Source organism: Rathayibacter sp. AY1C7 (assembly GCF_002931865.1).
In the GTDB taxonomy this organism is placed as follows: Bacteria; Actinomycetota; Actinomycetes; order Actinomycetales; family Microbacteriaceae; genus Rathayibacter.
This window is the reverse complement of the sequence record NZ_PSWB01000008.1, coordinates 22,742-46,789: the sequence shown is the minus strand read 5'-3', so window position 1 is coordinate 46,789 and position 24,048 is coordinate 22,742. Positions and strand designations below refer to the sequence as shown.

The window sequence follows — 24,048 nt, the reverse complement described above, 5'->3', positions numbered from 1 at the left end:
CGCGGCCGGGCACCTCGTGCGCCCGGCCGCGTCGGCGTGTGGTCGGGACCGGACGTTCCCCGACGGGGACGGCCGCGCCGTGGACGAGCAGAGCGCCGGAGCCGCAGCGTCCGGTCCTCGCTCCGGGGACGCGGCGCCCGAGTTGCGTGCGCCGCGCCGCACTGCCACTCTCGACACGGTTCGAGCGGGGGTGGAGATGGCCACGATCGGAGACGTCGCGAAAGCGGCAGGGGTCTCTCGCAGCACTGTGTCGTACGTCCTCTCCGGCAAGCGCAGCATCTCCGCCGAGACGCGCAAGCGCATCGAGGACGCGATCGCCGAGCTCGACTTCACGGTCAACGCCGGAGCACGGGCGCTCGCGACGCGCCGCACCATGGCGCTCGGCCTGCTCGTCCACTTCGACCCGGACGAGTTCGCGCCCGCGATGGTCGAGTACGTGCTCCCCATCACGGCCCGCGCCCGCGAGCTCGGCTACGACGTGCTGCTGGCCACCGAGGCCGACGGGGCGGCTGCCGTCCGCCGACTCACGCGCTCCGGCCAGGTCGACGGACTGATCCTCCTGAGCGTCGCGGACGACGACGACCGGCTGCCCGTCCTGCGCGCCTCGCGGCGGCCCGGTGCCGCCCTCGGCGTGCCCGCGGACCCCTCCGGGGTGGACGTCTTCGACCTCGACTTCGGCGACGCGGCCCGCCTGCTGATCGAGCACCTGGGCGCCCTCGGGCATCGGAGCATCGGTCTCGTCACCCCTCCTGAGCGCGTCTTCGACCGCGGAGGGACCTACGGGCTCCGGTTCCGCGAGTCGGCTCTCGAGACCGCCGGTCGGCTCGGGATCGAGCTGGTGATGCGCCCGGCCGCCACCGCCGCCGACGCCGTCGAGCCGATGATCACGGCGTTCCTCGACGACAACCCCGGACTCACGGCGCTGGTCGTCCACAGCGACCGGACCATCGCGATGCTTCCCGCGATCCTGGGCCGACGCGCTGTCGCCGTGCCCGGGCAGCTGTCCGTCGTGAGCCTGTACTCGGCCGAGTTCGCCCGCGACTTCTCGCTCCCCTACAGCTACGTCGAGACGGGTGCCGCCGAGCTCGGCGCGCACCTGGTCGACACGCTCGTCGAGCGGATCGAGCAGCCGTCCCGCGGCGAGGAGCCGTCGATCCGCCTCCTGCCCGCGCGTCTCGTCGACCGCGGGAGCGCCCGCGCGGTCTGAGGACCGCTCCGGAGCCCCTAGGCCCGGTCAGAATCGCGAGGCGACCTCGTAGAGGACCTCGTCGTCGCCCGCGTAGACGCCGTCGCGCCGCGGCCAGTGCGCGATCACGTCCGTGAAGCCGAGCTCCTCCGCCCGGCCGGCCATGTCCTCGAACCGGGCGACGCTCTCGAGGGAGTAGTCGCCCCCGGAGTCGAGCGAGAGGTGGCGCTCGACGGTGCGCGGGTCGCGCCCGGCCGCCTCGAGCGCCGCATCGAGCCGCCGGGAGAGGGACGCGACCGCCCGCCACCACTCCTCGCTCGACACTCCCTCCGGGCCGGTCGTGACCCAGCCCTGCCCGCGCTCGGCGACGAGCGCGAGGCCCTTCGGCCCGTTCGCGGCGAGGACGAACGGGACGCGGGGGCGCTGCACGGGCTCGCCCACCATCCGCGCCGAGCGGGCGGTGAACCACTCCCCCTCGAGGTCCACTCCGCCCGAGCCGGGCTCCTCGAAGCGCAGCAGCGCGTCAAGGGCCGTGACGAACTCGGTGAAGCGCTCGTGCCGCTGCCGGGGCGAGTAGTCGGGCTGCCCGAGCACGCGCGCGTCGAAGCCCGTGCCGCCCGAGCCGACCCCGAGGATCGTCCGACCGCCCGAGATCTCGTCCAGCGTCGCGATCTCCTTCGCGAACGGCACCGGGTGGCGGAAGTTCGGGGAGGCCACGAACGTGCCCAGGCGGAGCGTCTCGGTCACCATCGCGGCAGCGGTGAGGGTGGGGACGGTCGCGTGCCACGGCTGGTCGGCGAGGGAGCGCCAGGAGAGGTGGTCGTAGGTCCACGCGTGGTCGAAGCCCAGGCCCTCGGCCGACTGCCACTTCCGGCGGGCCTCGGCCCACGGGTCCTGCGGGAGGATGACGATGCCGTGTCGCATCGTCCGAGTGTACGAGCGCCGTCGGGTCAGAGCGCGGCGGGCGGCACCGGGGGCGGATCGGGCACCTCGACCACGACCGAGCGCGGGACCATCAGGGTCGGCATCCGCACGCGCAGGCGCAGCGGTTCCCGCTCCGACGCGCCGAGCAGCTCGCGGGCGGTGCTCCGCACCTGCCGGGCCAGCGCCGGGTGCACGGCCCCGGGATCCTCGAACGCGGCGACCAGCTCGCGCAGCACTCGGGTGGTGCTCCGCGGGTCGCCCTCCTGCCTGGGCAACGGATCGGCCCCTCACTCTCGGCACGGCCGTCAGGGTCTCGGCGGTGCAGCGGATGTCTCGCGCCGACGGTAGGGCCGGGGACGGCGCCGTGGCACTGAGGTTGACAACGGGAGGTCCCGGCGGATCGCGGTGCGCGGGGTGCGATCCGCGGCGAGGGGGGCCCTGGCGTGGATCGACGGCCGCCGCCGGGAGAGCCCCATTCCACGACCGCGTCCGTCCGGTCGCGGCTACTCTCGGGGCGTGATCACGACGACGGAGCGGGTGGACGACTGGATCGAGGGCTGGTGCCGGCACGCGGCGTGCAGCGCGTCCGCGAGGACGGGGCCTGGCTGGTCGATGTCGGAGCGGAGTCGCGAACGCGGGAGCGGATCCTGGTCGATCCGTCGCCCTCCGCGCTGCAGGCGGGCGCCGAGCAGACGGCCGGGCCCCGGGAGTGGATGACGGTCATCGGCCTGGGCGACGACGCCCGCCTCGCGCCCGCCGCCGGGCTGGAGCTCGTGTCGGGCGACGAGAGCCTGATGGCGGCGTCCCTCGGCCCGATCCGCACCTCCGAGGGAGCCCTGCTCGTGGGAGCCGTGCTCGAGGCCGCCGACGGAGTGGCGAGCGTCCGGCTGCTGGTCGACGGAGTCGTCGCCGCTCAGGGCACCGCCGCCGTGCACGGGACGGTCGCGGTCCTGGACAGGATCGAGACCGATGCGCGGTTCCGCCGACGCGGGCTGGGACGGCGGGTCGTCGACGCCCTCACCGCCTGGGCCCGGTCCGAGGGTGCACGGAGCGGTCTCCTCGTCGCCAGCACGGACGGCCGCGCCCTCTACCTCACCCTCGGCTGGGAGGTGGTCGCGCCGGCGCGCATCTGGCGCGGGGCCGCACTCCGAGATCCGGGACAGGGCTGCGCGGCCGCCGGGCGATGAATTCCCGGTCCGCCCCTCCGGGAGCGCACGTCCGCGTGAGTGCGGAATCCCGCGCAGCGGACACAGGCGGCGGAGAACGGCGGAGCAGCAGTGGAGCGGCCGCCCGCAGATCCAAATTCAGCCGATAAAACCATCCTCGAAAGAGGGACACCGGCTATTGCTCACACGGCCTTGTCCGAGAAGCGGATCATCCGCTTCTCGGACTCGTGTCACCGCTCTCGGGTCGTCAGCCGAGTGCGCCCTTCTCGGCCGAGTAGAGCTGCTTCACCTGCTCCGCGGTCAGCGCCCGGTCCCACACCCGCAGTCGGGCGAGGGAGCCGGCGAAGCGGTTGATCATCGTGCCGTCCCGGCCGACCGCTCCGACCACGAAGTCGCCCGGAGCCGAGTTGAGGCCGTCGGGGTAGACGTAGGGGTTCTTGGCGTAGGTCGCGCCGAGCTTGTCGGTGTACACCGGGTACGCGGTGGCGGCGCCGTCGAGGTACGAGACCGCGACTGCGCCGTCATACGTCCCGACGTGCAGCTGCCACACGCCGCGCGTGATCCGGCGGGGCTCCACCGAGTAGTCGCGCGAGTACGGGTAGCCGGGCGTCGGCCCGCCGAGCTTCGAGACGTGCATGCACACGCGCTCCCAGCCGCCGTACTCGGGGAGGTTGTTGAACAGCGCATAGGAGCGCAGCGGCCCGACCGTCGACTCCTCCCAGACGCCCGCGATGCAGGCGCCGTCCGCGTCGGAGTTGAGCACCCACACCGCGATCGTCACCTGGCCGGTCGAGGCGCCCAGGTTGAGCGGGCCGACCTCGTCCTTGGGGACGACCAGGTGGTCCGTCGTCCCGTTGAGGGCGACTCCGGTGCCGAACGGCGTGGCGACGGCGCGGGCGGAGGAGCCCGCGCCCTGCCGGAGCGCCGGAGCGCCCGCGACGGCCGAGGCGAAGGGGGCGGCGCTCTCGGCGAAGGACCACTCCGCGATCGGCGTGGGCACGGTGACCGTGGGGACCGGAGCGGCGTCGCCGACCACGAACGCGTCGAGGATCAGGTTGGTGCCGCTCGAGGCCGGGTTGCGGCCGCTCCCGCGGCGGATGGTCACCGTGTGCGGCCCGGGCGCGAGCTGTCCGCTGCTCCAGACCGTCTGCTTCGACCGCGTCGCGGCGCTGTAGCGGTCGACGGACGCGACCGTGACTCCGTCGAGCTCGACCTCGTTGATGCCGGACGAGCCGGTGAGGCGGCTGATCCAGCTCACGCTGGTACCCGTGAAGGCGAGGGTGGCGGAGGCGCCCGCGGTGGTCGAGTAGGCGATGCTGCCGCCGCTGTCCGTGCTCGCCTTCAACGTCGACCAGGTGCCGGTCGTGACGATCGGGGCGGCGCCGTTCTCGTAGGTGCCCGCTCCGGGCAGCGTCGTCGCCGGCGGAGGCGTCGCGTCGCCGACCACGAAGGAGTCGAGCAGCAGGTTGGTCCCGGTCGAGGCCGGATTGCGGCCGCTCCCCCGGCGGATCGTCAGCGTGTGCGGCCCGGCGGCGAGCTGTCCGCTGCTCCACACCGTCTGCTTCGAGCGGGTGGACGCGCTGTAGCGGTCGACGGAGGCGACCTTCACACCGTCGAGCTCGACGTCGTTGATCCCGGAGGACGACGTGAGTCGGCTGATCCAGGCGATGCTCGTGCCGGTGAAGGCGAGCGTCGCGGAGGCGCCGGAGCTGGTCGAGTAGGCGATGCTCCCGCCGCTGTCCGCGGTGGCCTTCAGCGTCGTCCAGGTGCCGGTGGTGACGATCTGCGCGGCGCCGTTCTCGTAGGTGCCCGCGCCGGGCAGCGTGGACACGGGCGGCGTCTCGGGCTCGGGCTCCGTCTGCGGCACGGGGCCCTCGGCGATCCAGCGCTGGAAGGTGTCGATCATCTCCTTGTTCGTGAAGCTCGGGACCTTGTGGCCGTCGGTGCCCTCCCCCGGGTGGGTGCGCAGCGTCGCCTCCTTCGCCAGGGGCAGAGCCGCGGCGTGCAGGGCGGCGCCGTGCAGGGCGAACGGCACGACCTTGTCGTCGGGCGATCCGGTGATCCTCAGCCGCGCACCGCGCCACACCGACGCGGGCAGCCGCGCCGGGTTGGTGGCGGCGATGGCCGCGGCGTCGGCGTACTCGGGGCCGATCCGGTCCGGTTCGCTCGCCGCCCGCTCCTCCATGTCGTAGGAGCTGTTGCAGAGGTACGCGCCCCGGATGTTCGGCACCATCCGCTTCCCGTAGGCCCAGGTCAGAAGCGGCCCGCCCCCGGAGTCGGAGCGCAGGAGGCTCGCGTCGATCCGCCACACCGACGAGGCCCAGGCGACGACAGCGGCCTGGATCTCGATCGCCCGCGGGCTCGACCAAATGCTGCCGCCGTAGGTCGGGCAGATGCTGACGATGCCGCGGTCAACGGCGAGGTCGGCCGAGTACGCGAAGGCGCTCGAGAGCGCCGTGTGGGTGCCGTTGCGGGCGTGGTAGTACCAGAGCATCGATGCGCCCCTGGTCTGCGACGGAGGCGTCGCGTGCGGCACGAACAGGCGCGCCCGGTCCCCCGCGACGACGACGTCGATGATCTCGTAGCGCTTCCCGCCCGTCTTCGACGTGGCGGTGGACAGGCGCGAGACCTCGCCGGGCAGTCGGGGCACCGCGGTGAGGTCGCCGGCCGCGAGGGCCGGCGTCGCGAAGGCGATCGCGCCCGCGCCGGCGACGGATCCGGCGAGGATCGTGCGGCGGGAGAGAGCGGAGAGGGCCTTGACGCCCGATCGGGAGCCGGTGCGGGAGGAGTCGGCGGAGTCGCCGACGGCAGTGTCCTGAGTAGTCACGGAAGAGAGAGCCTTTCCGATCGTCACCGTTCCGGGTACACCGATCGAAAGAGGAGGAGAAGGCGTTCAGTGAACGAGCGGCAGCGCTCGCGCTACTGATGCGGATCACCTTCTCCTCGAGAAGGAAAGGGAAGCCGGATCAGGCTAACAGAGGGGATGAGAAGGGGTTCAGTATTTCTACCCACCGTTTTATCGACCGGAGGAGAATGGGCGAGGAATCGCTTATCCGGCCGCTTATCGTCCCTTTTCCGGTGACACGACGCGTGCTGGACACCGCCGTCTGGCAGGATGCCCCCGTGTCGGAGACGGGTCGGCTGCAGCGGGGCGGCGCCCTCCCCGTGCTCCTCGTGTTCCTCCGCCTCGGGCTGACCTCGTTCGGCGGGCCGATCGCGCACCTCGGCTACTTCCGCGAGGAGTTCGTGGTGCGCCGCGGCTGGCTGACCGATCGCGCGTACGCCGACCTCGTCGCGCTGTGCCAGTTCCTCCCCGGACCCGCGTCCAGCCAGGTCGGGATGGCGGTCGGCCTGCAGCGCGCGGGACTCGCCGGACTGGTCGCCGCGTGGTGCGGATTCACGCTCCCCTCGGCGATCGCCCTGGTCCTCGTCGCCGGGCTCGTCGCCGGGGCGGGCGATGTCGCCTCCGCCGGCTGGCTCCTGGGCCTCCAGGCGGCGGCGGCCGCGGTCGTCGCACAGGCCGTGCTCGGGATGGCGCGCTCGCTCGCACCGGACCGCCGACGCGCGACGATCGCCGGTGCGGCGGCCGTCGCCGTGCTCCTCGCCCCGGAGCCCGCGCTGCAAGTGGCGGTGATCGCGGCGGCGGGCCTGGCCGGCGTCCTGTGGCTCCGCCGTGAGGAGGCGGCTCCAGACGACGGCCCGGGCTTCGCGGTCCGGATCCCGACGGCGCTCGCGGTCTCGGCGCTCGCCCTCTGGGGACTCCTCCTGGCCGGCCTCCCCCTGCTGGTCGCTCTCACGGGCGAGGGAGCGGCGGGTCTCGCCTCCGTCTTCTACCGCGCGGGCGCTCTGGTGTTCGGGGGCGGCCACGTCGTGCTGCCTCTGCTGGAGGCGCAGACGGTCGGCGCCGGCACGGTCGGGCAGAGCGAGTTCCTGGCCGGATACGGGGCGGCGCAGGCGGTGCCCGGCCCGCTCTTCACCTTCTCCGCGTTCCTCGGCGCGGTGGGCGCGGGGACGCCGGACGGTGTCGCGGGGGCGGCGATCGCGCTGGTCGCGATCTTCCTGCCGGGCGCTCTGCTCGTGGTCGGCGTGCTCCCGTTCTGGCAGCGGCTGCGGCACCTGCCGGTCGCGCAGAGGGCGCTGGCCGGCGTGAACGCCGGCGTGGTGGGACTGCTCGGCGGCGCCCTCTACGACCCGGTGCTGACCGAGGGCATCGGCTCGACCGGCGCTCTGGCGCTCGCGATCGGCGCCTTCGTGGCGCTGACGCGCTGGACCGTGCCCCCGTGGATCGTCGTCCTCGCCGCCGCGGGCCTCGGCGCCCTGCTCCTCTGACTCCCTCCGGGGACGACGATCCGGACCAGCCCTGGCAGTCTGGACGCATGAGGGCTCGGGGGACGACAGCAGCAGTGGCGACGACGGCAGCGGCGGGGCTCCTGCTGCTGGGCGGGTGCACCGCCGGCGGCGGGGCCGAGGCGGGCGCCACGGCGTCCGCGCCCGCCTCGCGGACGCCGAGACCCGCCATCACCGACCTGATCACTCCGAGCCCGACCCCCTCCGCTCCGGCGACCGCCGAGCCGGTCGGAACCGTCGTCGACGCCGGGCCGGTCGGCGAGGGAGTCCCCGCCACCGTCTCGGGCACCGGCCCGGCCGACGTGTCGTTCCAGCGGCAGGGCGAGTTCGCGGTCGTCCTGAGCCTGGACTGCTCGGCCTGCACCGGCACGGCGATCGTCACCGCCGCGGGCCGGATGACGCCCTTCGGCGAGGCCGCCGCCCCGATGACGGGGTCGTTCCTGACCGGGATCTTCCGCGACGACCCCGTCGAGCAGCAGGTGATCGTCCGAGCCGACGGGCCGTGGACGCTCGGCCTGCAGAGCTGGAACGACCTCGCGACGGTGAGCGGTGCGCAGTCCGGCACCGGCCCGGCCGTCCTTTTCTTCTCCGACGACGTCCCGCGCGTGACGGTCGACTACACGCCCGCGGGTCCGGACGACTCGTTCTCCGGCCGCGTGTTCACGACCTCCGATCAGCCGCAGCTGTTCGGCGACTCCGTCGCCTTCTCCGAGGTGTTCGAGGCCGACCTGCCCGGCGTCATGGCCGTCCAGACCGAGGGGACCTGGACCGTCACGCCGACGCCCTGACCCGGGGTCGCGACGCGCCGTCCGCGGAGTCGGGGAACAGGCGCCCCTCGGCCCAGACCCGCTGCACGCGGAGCGACGCGTCGAGCAGGACGACGTCGGCGCGGTACCCGGGGGCCAGCAGGCCGAGGTCGCCACGGCCGAGCACGCGGGCGGGAACGGCGGTGAGGGCGGCGACGGACGCCTCCAGCCCGAGCCGGCCGGGCCCGACGGCGCGCCGCAGGGCCTCGTCCTGCGTGAGCGTGGATCCGGCGAGCACAGCGGTGCCCGCGAGCCGGGCGACTCCGCCGAGCACCTCGACGTCGAGCGGGCCGAGGCGGTGCGCTCCGTCGCCCGCCCCGGCCGCCGCCATCGCGTCGGTGACGAGCGCGATCCGCCCGGGAGCCGCCGCGAACGCGAGCCGCACCACCTCGACGTCCACGTGCCGGCCGTCGAGGATCAGCTCGAGCGCGACCCGCTCGTCTCCCAGGGCCACCGGGATCGGGCCCGGGGAGCGGTGGCCGATCCCGGGCATGGCGTTGAACGCGTGCGTGACCAGCCGGGCTCCGCGGTCGAACGCTGCCCGCGCCTGGTCGGCGTCCGCCTCGGTGTGGCCCACCGCGACCACCGTGCCGGCGCCGGCGAGCCGCTCCACCGCGGCGAGGGCTCCCGGCAGCTCGGGCGCGAGCGTGATCTGCGCGAGGCGTCCGCGGGCGGCGTCCAGCAGCCGGCCGACCGCGCCGGAGGAGGGGTGCACGAGAGCCGCGGGGTCGTGCGCTCCCCTGCGCGAGGGCGCGAGGAACGGGCCCTCGAGGTGCGCGCCGAGCACGAGCGGGTCGGTGACCGCGAGGGCCGAGACCGCGTCCAGAGAGGACTCCAGCTGCTCCAGCGGCGCCGAGACCAGGCTGACCAGCGAGCGCGTGGTGCCGCGGGAGCGGTGCAGCGCGAGGCCCGCGCGGATCGCCTCCGCTCCTCCGTCGAAGCCGTGACCGCCCCCTCCGTGCACATGGAGGTCGAGGAAGCCCGGGACAGCGGTGAGGCCCCGCGCGTCGTGCAGCTGCGCCCCCTCCGCCTGCGCCTGCCAGCCGGTGCCGGTGCCGGTCGCCGTGATCGCGCCGTCCCGCGCGAGGAGCCAGTGGTCCTCCACCGTCCCGGCCGCGTCGACCTTCCGTGCGCTGTGGATGATCAGCGCGGCGTGCGCCATGCGGTCGTCTCCTGGGTGTCGGTTCCGGATCGGCGGGGACTCCGCCCCCTCCCGACGATGGCACAGCCCTCGCCGGTCGCGCCGGTCCGACACCGATCACTGCGCCACCCGGAACGCATTCCGCGCCTCCGCGTCACGAACAAGGACCTCACGCGTCTCCTGTGCATGCCCGCCCTGCTGCTGCGGCTGCGGTTCCGCCGCTGCTACGGGCTCGGCCTCGACGAGCACCTCGCCCTCCGCCGACTCGAGCTGGCCGCCGTCCTGATGGCGAGCACCCCCGTCGCTCTCGGCGGCCTCGACCGCATCGCCCGGGGCTCCGGCTACCGGGGCACCGCCGAGCTGGACCGCGACCACCGGAGGCACCGCCGGTCCTCCGCGCTGGCCGCCTGGTTCCGGGCCGCCCCGCGTCCCGAGCGCGAGCATCGGCCCGGCACCCGGCCCGAGGAGGAGCTGCTCACCGCAGCGCCGGGCGCTGCGACTCCGGCCCGCCCCAGCAGCATCCGCTCGGCACCGGTCACCCCGCTGAGGCGCCGCGCCTGAGCCCGGCCTCGGAGCGGTACAGTGCCACGATGCGCACCTCCGGAACCCGCCGATGACGGCCGTCCGCTACGTCGCGATCGGCGATTCCTTCACCGAGGGCGTCGGCGACGAGCGGCCGGACGGCACCCCGCGCGGCTGGGCCGATCTGGCGGCCGCGGGATGGGCGGCGGCCACGGGTGAGCGGATCGAGTACGCGAACCTCGCGATCCGGGGCCGGCTCATCGCGCCGATCCTCGCCGAGCAGCTCGAGCCCGCGCTCGCCCTGGGTCCGACCCACCTCTCCTTCAACGGCGGCGGCAACGACATGCTGCGCCCGCGGGCCGACATCGAGCGGATCGCCGACGCCTACCTCCGCGTCCTCGAGCGCTGCGACGAGCAGGGCGTCGTGCTGATCGCCCTGGCCGGCGCCGATCCGTCGCCGCGGCTCCCGCTCGGCTCGCTCATCCGTCGCCGCGGGGACGCGCTGACCGACGCCGTCCTGCGCCGGACGAGCCACCGGACCGACGTGGTCGTCGCCGACAACTGGCACGACCCCGCTTTCGCCGATCCGGCGCTGTGGTCGGAGGACCGCCTGCACCTCGGCCCGCGGGGACACCGGCGGGTGGCCGACCGGGTCCTGCGGGCGCTCGGGCTCACGCCGCCCGCCGCGCTGCCCGACGCTCCCGAGGCCGCACTCCGGCGCGGCGGAACCGTGCAGTACTACCGGCAGCACGTCGCGCCGTGGGTGCAGCGCAGGCTCACCGGCACGTCCTCCGGGGACGGCCGCGCCGCGAAGTACGCGGGCTTCGTGCCGATCGACCCGGTCTGACGCCTCCTCCGAGGAGCACGGCCCTCGTTCGACGGGCAGGGATCTCCCGTGAGGCGGTCAGCGGCGACCACTCGTGGCCGCTCGACGGCGTCGAGCGCTCAGTGCCAGCCGTACCGCGCCGAGAGCACCCGGGCGACGGCGTCGTACCGAGCGCGCTCCAGAGCTGCTCCTTCGCGGCGCATCCCGGCGGGGTGCACGCGGAACACGCGCTCCGGGTCGACCCAGCTGGGGCGCCCGTCCGGGTCCCAGCCGCCGGTGCCGACGGCCAGGTAGTCGGAGTGCTCCTTCGAGCTCAGCCGCACGGCGAGAACCGTCCCCGACTTCTCGACCGCGAGCACGAGCACCGGGCGGTCCTTGCCGCGGCCGTCGTCCTCCTCGTAGGGGACCCAGGTCCAGACGACCTCGCCCGGGTCCGGGTCGCCGTCGGGCGTGGGCGCGTAGCCCAGGCGGACCCCGCGGAGCCGCGACGGGTCGACCTCGACGGTGCGGCCCACTCCGCTCGCGCCCGGCGTCGGCGCCGTCGTGCTCAGGTACGGGCGCTGCGGGCGGGGCCCGGCGTCCGGCCGCGGGGCGACCGCGCGGCCGAGGAGTCGGAGGAGCAGGGACACGACCGAGCGCGAGGAGGGCACCCCGGAACCCTAGCCCGGATCCGCGGCCGCCCGCCCGCGGGGGCGTGCCCGGCGGTCGCCCGTCCCGGACGCGCCGACGAGGTGCCGGCTCCGGAGAGCCGGCACCCCGTCGGGTGCTGCGGAGGAGGGGGTCAGTCCGCCAGGACGTAGCCCGCCTCGCCGTGGATGGCCGTGTCGATGCCGGCGATCTCGTCCTCGTTCTTCACACGGAAGCCCATCGTCTTCTGGATGATCCAGCCGATGAGGAGCGTCATGACGAAGGAGTAGGCGAGGACGGTGAAGGCCGCGAGGGCCTGCTTGCCGAGCTGGCTCGCGTCGCCGGTGAGGAACAGGCCCACGCCGGTGCCGAAGAAGCCGATGTAGAGCGTTCCGATGAGGCCGCCGACCAGGTGCACGCCGACCACGTCGAGCGAGTCGTCGTAGCCGAGGCGGTACTTGAGGTCGATCGCCAGGGCGCAGACGGCTCCGGTGATGACGCCCAGGACGATCGCCCAGAACGGCGACAGGCTGGCGCACGCCGGGGTGATCGCGACGAGGCCCGCGACCGCGCCCGAGGCGGCGCCGATCGAGGTGGGCTTGCCGTCCTTGATCTTCTCGACGACGAGCCAGCCGAGGATCGCGGCGGCCGGAGCGGCGATGGTGTTGAGGAAGGCGACGGCCGCGATGCCGTCGGCGGCGAGCTCGGAGCCGGCGTTGAAGCCGAACCAGCCGAACCACAGCAGTCCGGCGCCCAGGAGCACGAACGGCGGGTTGTGCGGCTGGTGCGCGCCCTTGGTGAAGTTGACGCGCTTGCCGAGCACCAGGGCGAGGGCGAGGGCCGCCGCTCCGGCGTTGATGTGGACGGCGGTGCCGCCCGCGAAGTCGATCGCGCCGACGCCGTAGGCGATCCAGCCGCCGTCGACGACGGTGGCGTCGTCGCCGAGGGTGAAGTTGAAGACCCACGAGGCGACCGGGAAGTAGACGACGGTGGCCCAGACGCCGGCGAAGACCATCCAGGCGCCGAACTTCGCGCGGTCCGCGATGGCGCCGGAGATGAGCGCGACGGTGATGATCGCGAACGTCGCCTGGAACGCGGCGAAGGCCAGCGTCGGGTAGGCCGACGTCTGCTCGCCGAGCGCGTCGTTGTAGATGCCCTGCAGGCCGATCTGGGCGGTGTCGATGCCGAGGACGCCGTCGATGCCGACGAAGGTGTCGGTCCCTGCGGGGCCGGACGGGCCGTTGCCGAACGCGATCGCGTAGCCGTACAGGACCCAGAGGACCCCGATGAGGCCCATGGCTCCGAAGCTGAGCATCATCATGCTGATGACGCTCTTCGCACGCACCAGGCCGCCGTAGAAGAAGGCGAGCCCGGGGGTCATGAGCAGGACCAGCGCGGCTGCGATGAGCAGGAACGCGGTATTGCCTTGATCCATTGTTGAACCTCTCGTGAGTGTGCAGAGAAAAGCCCGGAGCGAGGACGCTGCGTCGGAGCACGGCCTGGAGACACGCGGGTGTCGGGTCACCTCGGGTAGCCGACAGTCTGGTGGCGCGAGGTTTCGTCCCGTGAGGCACCGCGTTTCGCGGAGGTTACGGCCGAGGCCCCTGTGTAAAAAGCGCGTTACGGCGCGCTGGCGGACGGCACGACGACGACCCCGGGAACGCCGGGAGGAGAGCGGATCCGCCCCTAGGAGCGGGGCGCCATCGAGGTGAGCGCGATGAGCCGCGACATCGAGCGCAGGTACTTCTTGCGGTAGCCGCCGCTCAGCATGTCGCCGCCGAAGACCTCGTCGAGGGGCGTCCCGGAGGCGAGGACCGGGATCTGCGCGTCGTAGACCCGGTCGATGAAGGCCACGAGGCGCAGGGCGTCGGTCTGGTCGGTCAGAGCGGTGACACCCCGGAGCACGATGGTGTCGACGCCGTCGATCACCTTGATGTAGCGGGAGGGGTGCACGGTGCCCAGGTGGTGCACGGCGTCCGCGAACGGGTCGTCGGTGACGACGGAGCCTGCGGGGGCGGCCGCGACGAGAGCGTCGATCTCCTCGTCGGTGCGCACCACGGCGTGGCCCTCGATGTCGCGGCGCCGGTAGTCGGTGCCGTCGATCCGCATCGTCTCGAAGTGGGCGGCCATCGACTGGATCTCGCGGAGGAAATCCGCCGCGGCGAAGCGCCCCTCGCCCAGCGCGTTGGGCGGGGTGTTCGAGGTCGCGGCGATGCGGGTCCCGGAGGCGACCAGCTCGCCGAGGAGCCGCGTCATCAGCATCGTGTCGCCCGGGTCGTCCAGTTCGAACTCGTCGATGCACAGGAGCGCCGAGCCCTTGAGGAGCGAGACGGTCGCCGCGTAGCCGAGCGCGCCGACGAGCGCGGTGTACTCGATGAACGTCCCGAAGTAGGTGCGGCCCGGCACCGCGTGCCAGATCGCCGCGAGCAGGTGGGTCTTGCCGACGCCGAAGCCGCCGTCGAGGTACACGCCCGGCTTGACCGCGGGGGCCTTCTTCCGGCCGAAGCCCAGGAAGCCGCCTCCGCCGCCCTTGGATCCGCCGCCGGCGGCGAACGCGCGGAGAGCCTCCACCGCGTCGGCCTGCGAGGGGTACTCCGGGTCGGGACGGTAGCTCTCGAAGGTGGCGCCCTCGAACTGGCGCGGGGGCACCAGCGTCGACGCGATCTCGTGCCCGCTGATCTGGGGCGAGCGGGCGGTCAGGCTGCTCGTCGATCGGACGTCGTCGGGGCTCACTCGCGTCTCGCATCCTGCGCACGGCGGGGGTCCGTGCGCTCAGTGGCGGCGGCCGCACCGGGCACGGAGCCGCCGCGGTTCTGTGTCGAACTCTTACGGCGCCCTCCGTGCGGCGTCGTCCGCGGACGCGTACTGTCGCTGAAGGGCGGGCTCCAGCGTAGCCCGCCGTGGAATCACGCCCGCGCTCCGCGCACCATCCTGGAGGTCCTCCTTGTCCGTCGAAACCGATCCGTCGCCGAAGTTCGCCTCCTACGCGCACCCCGAACGGCTCGTCAGCGCCGACTGGCTCGAGCAGCGCCTCGGCACTCCCGGTCTCGTCGTCGTCGAGTCCGACGAGGACGTCCTGCTCTACGAGACCGGCCACATCCCCGGCTCCGTCAAGATCGACTGGCACACCGACCTCAACGACCCGGTGCAGCGCGACTACATCCACGGTGCCGCGTTCGCCGCGCTCGTCGGCGGCAAGGGCATCGCCCGCGACACCACCGTCGTCGTCTACGGCGACAAGAACAACTGGTGGGCCGCCTACGCGCTCTGGGTCTTCACCCTCTTCGGCCACGAGGACGTCCGTCTGCTCGACGGCGGTCGCGACAAGTGGCTCGCGGAGGGCCGCCCGACGACCACGGACGCCTCCTCCCCGGAGCCCGCCGAGTACCCCGTCGTCGAGCGCAGCGACGCCGAGATCCGCGCCTTCAAGGACGACGTCCTCGCGCACTTCGGCAACCCGCTGATCGACGTCCGCTCCCCGGAGGAGTTCACCGGGCAGCGCACCACGGCGCCGGCCTACCCGGAGGAGGGCGCCCTGCGCGCCGGTCACATCCCCAGCGCGCAGAACGTGCCCTGGGGCAGGGCCGCCGCCGAGGACGGCACCTTCCGCCCCCTCGACGAGCTGAACGGCATCTACCGCGAGGGCGCGGGGCTGAAGGACGGCGACTCCGTCATCGCCTACTGCCGGATCGGCGAGCGCTCCGCCCACACCTGGTTCGTGCTGACCCACCTCCTCGGCTTCGAGGGCGTCCGCAACTACGACGGCTCCTGGACCGAGTGGGGCAGCGCCGTCCGCGTCCCGATCGTGCAGGGCGCCGAGCCCGGCGAGGCTCCCGCGGCCCGCTGACGCGTCACGACGGAGGCCGGGAGCGCCGATCCGCCCGTCGACGGGCCGGATCCGGGCTCCCGGCCTCCGCTGCGACCGCCCGCCGCCCCTCCCCCGATGAGACACTGGACCGGATGACCGACACCACGCTCCCCGACGCTCTGCGCGACATCCGCGAGGAGTTCCTCGCCCTCGAGAAGCCGGAGCGCCTGCAGCTCCTGCTCGAGTTCTCGAACGAGCTCCCCGACCTGCCCGAGCGCTACCGCGACCACCCGGACCTCTTCGAGCGCGTGGAGGAGTGCCAGGCGCCCGTCTTCATCGTCGTCGACGTCGAGGGCGGGATCGTGCACCTGCACGCCACGGCTCCCCGCGAGGCGCCCACGACGCGCGGCTTCGCGTCGATCCTGGCGCAGGGCCTGGCCGGGCTCACCCCCGAGCAGGTGCTCGCCGTTCCCGACGACTTCCCGCAGACCATCGGCCTCTCGGAGGCGGTCTCGCCGCTGCGCCTGCGCGGCATGACCGCGCTGCTCGGCCGTACCAAGCGGCAGGTCCGCGCGCACCTGGCCGCATGATCCTCCGGCCGCTCGTCCCCGCCGGTCCGCCGATCGTGATCGGCGAGGAGGGCGCGCGAGCGGCGGTCGCGGACGCCTGGCGTCCCGACGAGGCGGTGCGCGTGCGCCTGAACATGATCGCGAGCGTCACCGGCTCCAGCACCGGCTCCGACGGCACGAGCGAGACGCTCACCAACCGCGTCGACCGCACGATCCTCGGAGTCGTCCGCGAGCAGGCCGACGTCGTCCTCGTCGGAGCCGCCAGCGTCCGCGCCGAGGGCTACCGCGTCCCCCGGCGGGTCCCGCTCGCCGTCGTCTCCGCCTCGGGCGATCTCGCCGGGCACCGCCTGGAGCTGCAGGAGGGCTCCCGGGTCCTGCTGCTGGTGCCGGAGTCGCGCGGCGCGGTGGAGGGGCTCCCCGCCGGCGTCGAGGTCGTCCCGGTCCCGTCCTCCTCGGAGCGGATCGGCGTCGACGAGCTCCTGGAGGCTCTCGCCGGGCTCGGCCTGCACCGCGTCGTCTGCGAGGGCGGCGCCTCGCTCTCGGGCCAGTTCCTCGCCTCGGGCCGGGTCGACGAGCTGTGCCTCACCACCTCGCCGCGCGTGGTCCTCCCGGGCCTCCCGGTCGCGACGGGCACGGCCGTCGTCGACGACGCCTACGCCCTGACGCTGCTGGCCGCGGACGATTCCGGAGCCGTCTACGCCCGCTGGAGCCGCACGCGCTGAGAGCCGCCCACCCGGCGTGCCTCCGCGTCCCGGGCGCGTCGGAACCCTAGTCTGCGATCGTGCCCGAATTCCCAGCGTCGTCCCAGCTCCCCGAGGAGTTCCGGGTCGCGACGGAGTCGATCCGCGTCGCTGCCACGCGCGCCGAGCTCACCGTCTCCGAGATCGCCTCGCCGTCGGGTCTCGCGCCCTGGGCCCTCGCCCTGTCGGGCGACGTCGCGCCGCACGCGCACGGACGCGACTCCGAGCTGGGCACGGGGCGCTTCATCCTGCTCTACGACCCCGAGGAGCCCGAGCAGTGGGGCGGCCCCTTCCGTGTCGTCTGCTTCGCCCAGGCCCCGCTCGAGGTCGAGATCGGCACCGATCCGTTCCTCGCCGAGGTCGCCTGGTCCTGGCTCATCGACGCCCTCGGGGCGCGGGGCGCCTCCTATTCCGCCGCGTCCGGCACGGCCACCAAGGTGCTCTCCACCGGTTTCGGCGAGCTGGCCGCTCAGGGCGACGGTGCGCAGATCGAGATCCGCGCCTCCTGGAGCCCGGATGATGCGCAGCTCGCCGCTCACGTGGAAGGGTGGGGGGAGCTGTTGTGCATGCTCGCGGGTCTCCCGCCCGTATCGAGCGACGGTGTGACCCCGCTCGCCTTCCGACGGAACAACCGTGACTGATTACCGTGTCCTCTCCACGCCCGACGAGTTCCTCGCCGCGGTCGACGCCCTCGCCGCCGGCGAGGGCCCCGTCGCCGTCGACGCCGAGCGCGCCTCCGGCTTCACCTACTCGCAGCGCGCGTACCTGATCCAGGTCTACCGGCGCGGTGCCGGCGCGTTCCTCTTCGATCCCCCCGCCATCGGCCGGATGGACGCCCTGCAGGCGGTCATCGGCCAGGAGGAGTGGGTCCTCCACGCCGCCAGCCAGGATCTCGCCTGCCTGCGCGAGGTGGGCCTGGACCCGGTGCGGATCTTCGACACCGAGCTCGCCGCCCGGCTCCTCGGACTGCCCAAGGTGGGCCTCGGCGCCGTCGTCGAGGACCTCCTCGGCATCCACCTGGCCAAGGAGCACTCGGCCGCCGACTGGTCGACCCGCCCCCTCCCCCAGAGCTGGCTCGTCTACGCCGCGAAGGACGTGGAGCTCCTCGTGGACCTCCGCGACCGCATGGAGGAGATGCTCATCGCCGCGCGGAAGACGCGCATCGCCCGCGAGGAGTTCGAGGCGACGCTCGCGCGCGCCCCGAAGGCGGTCCCGCCGGATCCGTGGCGCCGCCTCTCCGGCATGCACTCGCTCCGCGGCCCGCGCCCCCTCGCCGTGGCGCGCGAGCTCTGGCTGGCCCGGGACGCGTTCGCCCGCGAGCGCGACATCGCTCCCGGCCGCCTGATCCCCGACTCCTCGATCATCGCGGTCGCCCGCAACATCCCGACCAGCATCGGCCAGCTCTCGGGCCGCCGCGATTTCACCGGCCGCGCCAGCCGCGGCGAGGTCGAGCGCTGGTGGGCCGCGATCGAGCGCGGGACGACGACCGAGGACCTGCCGAGCCCGACCCGCCCGGCCGCCGACACGCTCCCCCCTCCGCGGGCGTGGGGCGATCGCAACCCGGCCGCCGACGCCCGTCTGAAGGCGGGACGCGCCGTGGTCACCGAGATCGCCGAGCTGCTCTCGCTCCCGGTCGAGAACCTGCTCACGCCGGAGCTGCTGCGCCGGGTGGCCTGGAACCCGCCCGAGCCGCTGACCGCGGAGTCGGTCGCCGCGGAGCTCACCCGTGCCGGCGCCCGTGCCTGGCAGGTCGAGGCCACGTCGGGCTCGATCGCCACCGCGTTTGTCGAAGCGGCCCAAGCGCCGGCCGAGGGCACCGAAACCCTTTCGTAGGAAGCGGCAAAGGATTCCGGCTGCGCGGTGCCGGTTCCTACGATCGACGGCGACCGTGAGTTCCTGGGAGGCATTGTGGCCGAGAGATCCGAAGTCGTGTTCGTCGACGGAGTCCGTACTCCGTTCGGGCGTGCCGGCGAGAAGGGCATGTACTGGCAGACCCGGGCCGACGACCTCGTCGTCAAGGCGATGATCGGTCTGCTGGAGCGCAACGGCGCGCTGCCGAAGGAGCGGGTGGACGAGGTGGCGATCGCCGCCACCACCCAGCAGGGCGACCAGGGCCTGACCCTCGGCCGCACGGCGGCGCTGCTCGCAGGGCTGCCGAAGTCGGTGCCCGGCTTCGCCATCGACCGCATGTGCGCCGGAGCGATGACCTCGGTCACCGCGACCGCGGGCGGCATCGCGTTCGGCGCCTACGACGTGGTCCTCGCCGGCGGCGTGGAGCACATGGGCCGGCACCCGATGGGCTTCGGCGCCGACCCCAACCCGCGCTTCCTCTCCGAGCGCCTCGTCGGCGAGGACGCGCTCAACATGGGCCGCACGGCGGAGCGGATCCACGACCGCTTCCCGCACCTGACGAAGGAGCGCGCCGACCACTACGCCCTGCGGAGCCAGCAGAAGCTCGCCGCCGCGTACGCCGCCGGCAGCATCCAGCCGGACCTCGTCCCCGTCGCCACGCGCAGCGCCGCGGGCTGGGGCCTCGCGACCGCCGATGAGGCACCGCGCCCCGAGACGACCCTCGAGGGCCTCGCGGGCCTGCGGACCCCGTTCCGCCCCCACGGCCGGGTGACCGCGGGCAACTCCTCCGGGCTCAACGACGGAGCGACGGTGTCGCTCCTGGCCAGCGCCGACGCCGCGCAGGAGCTGGGCCTGTCCGCGAAGATGCGGATGGTGAGCTTCGCGTACGCCGGCGTCGAGCCCGAGATCATGGGCATCGGCCCGGTCCCCTCGACCGAGAAGGCGCTCCGCAAGGCGGGCCTGGGCATCGAGGACATCGGGCTCTTCGAGCTCAACGAGGCGTTCGCCGTGCAGGTGCTCTCCTTCCTCGACCATTTCGGCCTCGACGACGACGACCCGCGCGTCAACGAGTACGGCGGAGCGATCGCGATCGGCCACCCGCTCGCCTCCTCCGGGGTCCGGCTGATGATCCAGCTGGCCCGGCAGTTCGAGTCGCACCCCGAGGTCCGCTACGGCGTGACGGCCCTCTGCGTCGGCCTCGGCCAGGGCGGCACGGTGATCTGGGAGAACCCGCACTACGACGGCAAGCGCGGACGACGGAAGGGACGCTGACCCATGCTCGACGGATTCGAGAACCTCGTGGACCTCGCCGAGGGCGAGGTCGTCACCCACTCCTACGTCCGCGACGTGCCGCTGCCCAGCGGCCGCACGCTCGCCCTGATCACGCTCGACAACGACCGCGACCACACCCGCCCCAACACCTTCGGGCCGGCGTCGCTCTTCGAGCTGGCGGACGTCCTCCTCACGCAGAAGGAGCGCGCCTCGCGCGGCGAGATCCAGGCGGTCGGCATCACCGGCAAGCCGTTCATCCTCGCCGCGGGAGCCGACCTCAGCAAGGTCGGGGCCATCCCGAGCCGTGAGCTCGGCCGCCAGCTGGCGCGCCTGGGCCACCGCACGCTGGGGATGCTGGCCGAGCTGGGCGTGCCGTCCTTCGCCTTCATCAACGGCCTCGCCCTGGGCGGCGGCACCGAGATCGGCCTGAACGCCGACTACCGCACCGTCGACTCCTCCATCCCCGCGCTCGGGCTCCCCGAGGTCTTCCTCGGCATCATCCCCGGCTGGGGCGGCGCGTGGCTCCTGCCGAACCTGATCGGCATCGAGAACGCCCTCAAGGTCGTCGTCGAGAACCCGCTGAAGAACAACCGCACGCTCAAGGGCCAGGAGGTGTTCGACCTCGGCATCGCCGACGCGATCTTCCCGCCCGCCGCCTTCCTCGAGGACTCGCTCCGCTGGGCCGACGGTGTGATCGGCGGCTCCGTGAAGGTGGAGCGGCCGAACGCGCCCGGCAAGCTGGAGCGGCTGGTCAAGTGGGACGTCGCGATCTCGATCGCGCGCAAGCAGCTGGAGTCGCGGATCGGCACGGTCGCGGCGTCTCCGTACCGCGCGCTGGAGCTGCTCAAGGCCGCGAAGAACACCACGCGCGAGGAGGGCTTCGCCGCCGAGGACGAGGCGCTGGCCGACCTGATCTCGGGCGACCAGTTCCGCGCGAGCATCTACGCGTTCGATCTGGTGCAGAAGCGCGCCAAGCGTCCCGCGGGAGCGCCCGACAGGGCGCTGGCCAAGCCCGTCACCAAGGTCGGGGTGGTCGGCGCGGGCCTCATGGCCTCGCAGTTCGCGCTGCTCTTCCTCCGCCGCCTCCAGGTGCCGGTGGTCATCACCGACCTCGACCAGGAGCGGGTCGACAAGGGCGTCGCGGGCATCCGCGCCGAGATCGACGCGCTGTTGGCGAAGGGACGCGTCTCCCCCGACGACGCGAACCGCCTCCGCGCGCTGATCACCGGCACGACCGACCGCTCCGACTTCGCCGACGCCGACTGGGTGATCGAGGCGGTCTTCGAGGAGCTGTCGGTGAAGCAGGAGGTGTTCGCCGACATCGAGCGCTACGTCTCGCCCACGGCGGTGCTCGCGACCAACACCTCGTCCCTCTCCGTCGAGCGCATCGGCGAGCGGCTGGAGCACCCGGAGCGCCTCGTCGGCTTCCACTTCTTCAACCCGGTCGCGGTCATGCCGCTGATCGAGGTGGTCCGGACACCGCACACCGACGACGAGACCCTCTCGACGGCGATGGTCACCGCCGCGAAGCTCAAGAAGAACGCCGTCATCACGCGCGACACCCCGGGCTTCGTGGTGAACCGCGTGCTGGCGAAGGTCCTGGGCGAGGCGATGCACGCGGTCGACACGGGCACTCCCTTCGAGGTCGTCGAGCAGTCGCTGGCTCCGTTCGGCCTGCCGATGACCCCGTTCGAGCTGCTCGAGCTGGTGGGCCTCAAGGTCGGCGCGCACGTGCTCGACACCCACCACGCCGCGTTCCCCGACCGCTTCTTCGACAGCCCCAACCTGCACCGCCTCGCCGAGCTCGGCCACGTCTTCGAGCGCGACGCGAAGGGGCGTGTGAAGGGCGTCGACAAGCGCGCGGTCGCGATCGTCGCCGGGAGCACGGAGCCGATGACGGCCGAGCAGCTGCGGCTGCGCGTCGAGACGGGTCTCGCGGACGAGGTCAAGCGGATGCTGGACGACGACGTCGTGCACGCCGCGGAGGACATCGACCTCTGCCTGATCCTCGGCGCGGGCTACCCGTTCCAGATGGGCGGGCTCACGCCCTACCTCGACCGGGTCGGCGCGAGCGAGCGGGCGTTCGGGGACACGTTCCACCACCCCGCGATCCGCGGCGTCGACTGACGCGGAGTGCAGTGACGCGGAAGGGGCGCCGGATCTGATCCGGCGCCCCTTCCGCGCGTCGCCTGCGGGAGGGGTCCCGACGGCCGATCAGTCGCTGCGGGCGTCGTCCCGGGCCTCGACCTCGTCCGGGAGCGGACGGGCGACCGGGATCTTGCTGCCCAGCACCTGCGCGACGACGTCGCGAGCGATGTGCTGGGGAGTGAGTCCGACGTCCTCGAGGATCTCCTCGCGCTTGGCGTGGTCGAGGAACTGGTCGGGCAGCCCGAGCTCGGTCACCGCGGTGTCCACGCCGGCCTCGCGCAGGTCCTGGCGGATGCGCGTGCCGATCCCGCCGACGCGCACCCCGTCCTCGATCGAGACGACGATGCGGTGCTCGCGGGCGAGCTCGATGATGCTGGTGGGCACGGGCACGACCCAGCGGGGGTCGACGACGGTGGCTCCGATGCCCTGGGCCGCGAGCCGCTGGGCGACCTCGAGACCCATCGCGGCCATCGGCCCGACCGTGACCAGCAGCACGTCCTTGCGCTCGGCGCGGGCAAGCACGTCGACCCCGTCGCCGAGGCGCTCGACGGCGTCGATCTCGTCGCCGACGCTCCCCTTCGAGAAGCGCACCACGGTCGGCGCGTCGGTGACGCCCACGGCCTCGCGCAGCTCCTCGCGCAGGCGCACGGAGTCGCGCGGAGCGGCGAGGCGGATGTTCGGGACGACCTGCAGGATCGCCAGATCCCACATGCCGTGGTGGCTCGGACCGTCGGGCCCGGTGACTCCGGCACGGTCCAGCACGAAGGTGACGCCCGCGCGGTGCAGTGCGACGTCCATCAGCACCTGGTCGAAGGCGCGGTTCACGAAGGTGGCGTACAGCGCGACGACCGGATGCAGCCCGCCGAAGGCGAGACCGGCGGCCGAGGTCACGGCGTGCTGCTCCGCGATGCCGACGTCGAAGACGCGCTCCGGGTACTTCTCCGCGAGGCGGTCGAGACCGACGGGCCGGAGCATGGCGGCCGTGATGCCGACGATCGTCGGGTCCTCGTCGGCCAGGGCGACGATCTCCTCGGCGAACACCGAGGTCCACGATCGGGCCCCGGCCGCGCTCAGCGACTCGCCCGTCTCGGGGTCGATCTGCCCGACGGCGTGGAACTGGTCGGCGAGGTCGTGCACGGCCGGACCGAAGCCCTTGCCCTTCTGGGTGATCGCGTGGACGATGACCGGCTGGCCGTAGTCCTTCGCCTGCTGGAGGGCCTCCTCCATCGCCGTCAGGTCGTGTCCGTCGATCGGCCCCAGGTACTTGATGTCGAGGTTGGAGTAGAGCGCCTCGTTGTTGATGAAGCGGCTGAGGAAGCCGTGGAGCCCGCCGCGCACGCCGCGGTAGACGGCGGCGGTGGGGCCGCCCAGCCGCTCCGAGACGGCCCGGGAGCCGCGGTGCATCGTGCGGTAGGTCGGCCGCGTGCGGACGCCGTTGAGGAAGCGGGCCATGCCGCCGATGGTCGGGGCGTAGGAGCGCCCGTTGTCGTTGACCACGATGACCAGCCCGCGGGAGTTGTCGTCGCTGATGTTGTTCAGCGCCTCCCAGGTCATGCCGCCGGTGAGGGCGCCGTCGCCCACGACCGCGACGACGTGGCGGTCGGTCTGGCCGGTCATCGTGAAGGCGCGGGAGATCCCGTCCGCCCAGGACAGCGAGCTGGAGGCGTGCGAGCTCTCGACGATGTCGTGCGGCGACTCCCTCCGCTGCGGGTAGCCGGCGAGGCCGCCGCGCTGCCGGAGCTTCGAGAAGTCCTGGCGACCGGTGAGCAGCTTGTGGACGTAGGACTGGTGACCGGTGTCGAACACGATCGCGTCGTGCGGCGAGTCGAAGACCCGGTGGATCGCGATGGTCGTCTCGACGACGCCGAGATTCGGCCCCAGGTGGCCGCCGGTCTTCGAGACCTCGCGCACGAGGAAGTCGCGGATCTCCTGCGCCAGCGTCTCGAGCTCGGCCGCGGTCAGGCGATCGAGATCGCGAGGACCGCCGATGGTCTCGAGAACAGCCATGCGCGCCGCCTTCCGGGGTCGTGAGCGAGGTGGGGACGTCTCCCGAGTCTACGCACGGGGCCCCCGGGAACGCGTGTGCGCCTCCCCCGCAGGGAAGGCGCACACGCT

The 24,048-nt window shown here is 73.3% G+C and carries 21 protein-coding genes; 13 read left to right on the top strand and 8 right to left on the bottom strand.

Going from position 1 to position 24,048, the window contains the following annotated elements:
• Window positions 1-196: 196 nt before the first annotated feature.
• Window positions 197-1,207, top strand: coding sequence for a LacI family DNA-binding transcriptional regulator (locus C5C69_RS06150; protein WP_104257563.1), 1,011 nt, complete (start codon window positions 197-199; stop codon window positions 1,205-1,207).
• A 27-nt stretch (window positions 1,208-1,234) separates the two neighbouring features.
• Here the strand turns inward: C5C69_RS06150 and C5C69_RS06145 are convergent, their stop codons facing one another.
• Both C5C69_RS06145 and C5C69_RS06140 read right to left on the bottom strand, forming a co-directional pair.
• Window positions 1,235-2,110 (bottom strand): LLM class flavin-dependent oxidoreductase, encoded by an 876-nt coding sequence (locus tag C5C69_RS06145; RefSeq protein WP_104257531.1) that lies wholly within the window; start codon window positions 2,108-2,110, stop codon window positions 1,235-1,237.
• A 26-nt stretch (window positions 2,111-2,136) separates the two neighbouring features.
• The gene (locus C5C69_RS06140; protein ID WP_146083602.1) at window positions 2,137-2,385 is read right to left on the bottom strand and encodes a hypothetical protein; all 249 of its coding nucleotides are present in this window, start codon (window positions 2,383-2,385) and stop codon (window positions 2,137-2,139) included.
• A 285-nt stretch (window positions 2,386-2,670) separates the two neighbouring features.
• Here C5C69_RS06140 and C5C69_RS06135 point away from each other — a divergent pair, with 285 nt between their 5' ends.
• Entirely contained in the window at window positions 2,671-3,297 is a 627-nt protein-coding gene (locus tag C5C69_RS06135) for a GNAT family N-acetyltransferase (RefSeq protein ID WP_219812345.1), read from the top strand.
• A gap of 226 nt (window positions 3,298-3,523) precedes the next feature.
• Here C5C69_RS06135 and C5C69_RS06130 read toward each other — a convergent pair whose 3' ends face one another.
• The gene (locus tag C5C69_RS06130) at window positions 3,524-6,103 is read right to left on the bottom strand and encodes a LamG-like jellyroll fold domain-containing protein (RefSeq protein WP_104257529.1); all 2,580 of its coding nucleotides are present in this window, start codon (window positions 6,101-6,103) and stop codon (window positions 3,524-3,526) included.
• Window positions 6,104-6,399: 296 nt separating this feature from the next.
• On the opposite strand from C5C69_RS06130, the gene chrA reads away from it, so the two are divergent.
• Both chrA and C5C69_RS06120 read left to right on the top strand, forming a co-directional pair.
• Window positions 6,400-7,605 (top strand): chromate efflux transporter, encoded by a 1,206-nt coding sequence (gene chrA / locus C5C69_RS06125; protein WP_258065142.1) that lies wholly within the window; start codon window positions 6,400-6,402, stop codon window positions 7,603-7,605.
• Between the two features lie 47 nt (window positions 7,606-7,652).
• On the top strand, window positions 7,653-8,411 hold the full coding sequence (locus C5C69_RS06120; protein WP_146076890.1) for a hypothetical protein: 759 nt from the start codon (window positions 7,653-7,655) through the stop codon (window positions 8,409-8,411).
• On the opposite strand, the gene C5C69_RS06115 is transcribed toward C5C69_RS06120, so the two are convergent.
• Window positions 8,395-9,591: an N-acetylglucosamine-6-phosphate deacetylase gene (locus C5C69_RS06115; protein WP_104257527.1), complete on the bottom strand. Its 1,197-nt coding sequence runs from the start codon at window positions 9,589-9,591 to the stop codon at window positions 8,395-8,397. The genes C5C69_RS06120 and C5C69_RS06115 overlap by 17 nt on opposite strands.
• A 165-nt stretch (window positions 9,592-9,756) precedes the next feature.
• Here C5C69_RS06115 and C5C69_RS06110 point away from each other — a divergent pair, with 165 nt between their 5' ends.
• Both C5C69_RS06110 and C5C69_RS06105 read left to right on the top strand, forming a co-directional pair.
• Window positions 9,757-10,131, top strand: coding sequence for a hypothetical protein (locus C5C69_RS06110; RefSeq protein ID WP_104257526.1), 375 nt, complete (start codon window positions 9,757-9,759; stop codon window positions 10,129-10,131).
• Between the two features lie 52 nt (window positions 10,132-10,183).
• Window positions 10,184-10,939, top strand: a complete 756-nt coding sequence (locus C5C69_RS06105) for an SGNH/GDSL hydrolase family protein (RefSeq protein WP_104225240.1) — start codon at window positions 10,184-10,186, stop codon at window positions 10,937-10,939.
• Window positions 10,940-11,037: 98 nt separating this feature from the next.
• Here the strand turns inward: C5C69_RS06105 and C5C69_RS06100 are convergent, their stop codons facing one another.
• The 3 genes from C5C69_RS06100 to zapE form a co-directional block, all read right to left on the bottom strand.
• Window positions 11,038-11,568 (bottom strand): type II toxin-antitoxin system PemK/MazF family toxin, encoded by a 531-nt coding sequence (locus C5C69_RS06100; protein WP_167299028.1) that lies wholly within the window; start codon window positions 11,566-11,568, stop codon window positions 11,038-11,040.
• A gap of 131 nt (window positions 11,569-11,699) precedes the next feature.
• Window positions 11,700-12,980 (bottom strand): ammonium transporter, encoded by a 1,281-nt coding sequence (locus C5C69_RS06095; RefSeq protein WP_104222080.1) that lies wholly within the window; start codon window positions 12,978-12,980, stop codon window positions 11,700-11,702.
• Window positions 12,981-13,231: 251 nt separating this feature from the next.
• Window positions 13,232-14,278, bottom strand: a complete 1,047-nt coding sequence (zapE, locus tag C5C69_RS06090; protein ID WP_104222082.1) for a cell division protein ZapE — start codon at window positions 14,276-14,278, stop codon at window positions 13,232-13,234.
• A 211-nt stretch (window positions 14,279-14,489) separates the two neighbouring features.
• Between zapE and C5C69_RS06085 the strand changes: the two genes are divergently transcribed.
• From C5C69_RS06085 to C5C69_RS06055, 7 genes are all read left to right on the top strand, one after another.
• Window positions 14,490-15,392 (top strand): sulfurtransferase, encoded by a 903-nt coding sequence (locus tag C5C69_RS06085; protein ID WP_104225237.1) that lies wholly within the window; start codon window positions 14,490-14,492, stop codon window positions 15,390-15,392.
• 113 nt (window positions 15,393-15,505) lie between these two features.
• Window positions 15,506-15,943: a SufE family protein gene (locus C5C69_RS06080; protein WP_104222086.1), complete on the top strand. Its 438-nt coding sequence runs from the start codon at window positions 15,506-15,508 to the stop codon at window positions 15,941-15,943.
• Window positions 15,940-16,644, top strand: a complete 705-nt coding sequence (locus C5C69_RS06075) for a dihydrofolate reductase family protein (protein WP_104222088.1) — start codon at window positions 15,940-15,942, stop codon at window positions 16,642-16,644. Before C5C69_RS06080 ends, C5C69_RS06075 begins: the two co-directional genes overlap by 4 nt.
• Window positions 16,645-16,703: 59 nt before the next feature.
• Window positions 16,704-17,303, top strand: coding sequence for a DUF3000 domain-containing protein (locus C5C69_RS06070; protein WP_104257525.1), 600 nt, complete (start codon window positions 16,704-16,706; stop codon window positions 17,301-17,303).
• Complete coding sequence (locus C5C69_RS06065) at window positions 17,296-18,495, top strand: ribonuclease D (protein ID WP_104257524.1); 1,200 nt, start codon at window positions 17,296-17,298, stop codon at window positions 18,493-18,495. Before C5C69_RS06070 ends, C5C69_RS06065 begins: the two co-directional genes overlap by 8 nt.
• 75 nt (window positions 18,496-18,570) lie before the next feature.
• The gene (locus C5C69_RS06060) at window positions 18,571-19,785 is read left to right on the top strand and encodes a thiolase family protein (RefSeq protein WP_104250321.1); all 1,215 of its coding nucleotides are present in this window, start codon (window positions 18,571-18,573) and stop codon (window positions 19,783-19,785) included.
• Window positions 19,786-19,788: 3 nt separating this feature from the next.
• Window positions 19,789-21,912 (top strand): 3-hydroxyacyl-CoA dehydrogenase NAD-binding domain-containing protein, encoded by a 2,124-nt coding sequence (locus C5C69_RS06055; protein WP_104257523.1) that lies wholly within the window; start codon window positions 19,789-19,791, stop codon window positions 21,910-21,912.
• Between the two features lie 87 nt (window positions 21,913-21,999).
• Here the strand turns inward: C5C69_RS06055 and dxs are convergent, their stop codons facing one another.
• Window positions 22,000-23,940: a 1-deoxy-D-xylulose-5-phosphate synthase gene (dxs, locus tag C5C69_RS06050; protein WP_104257522.1), complete on the bottom strand. Its 1,941-nt coding sequence runs from the start codon at window positions 23,938-23,940 to the stop codon at window positions 22,000-22,002.
• Window positions 23,941-24,048 lie beyond the last annotated feature (108 nt).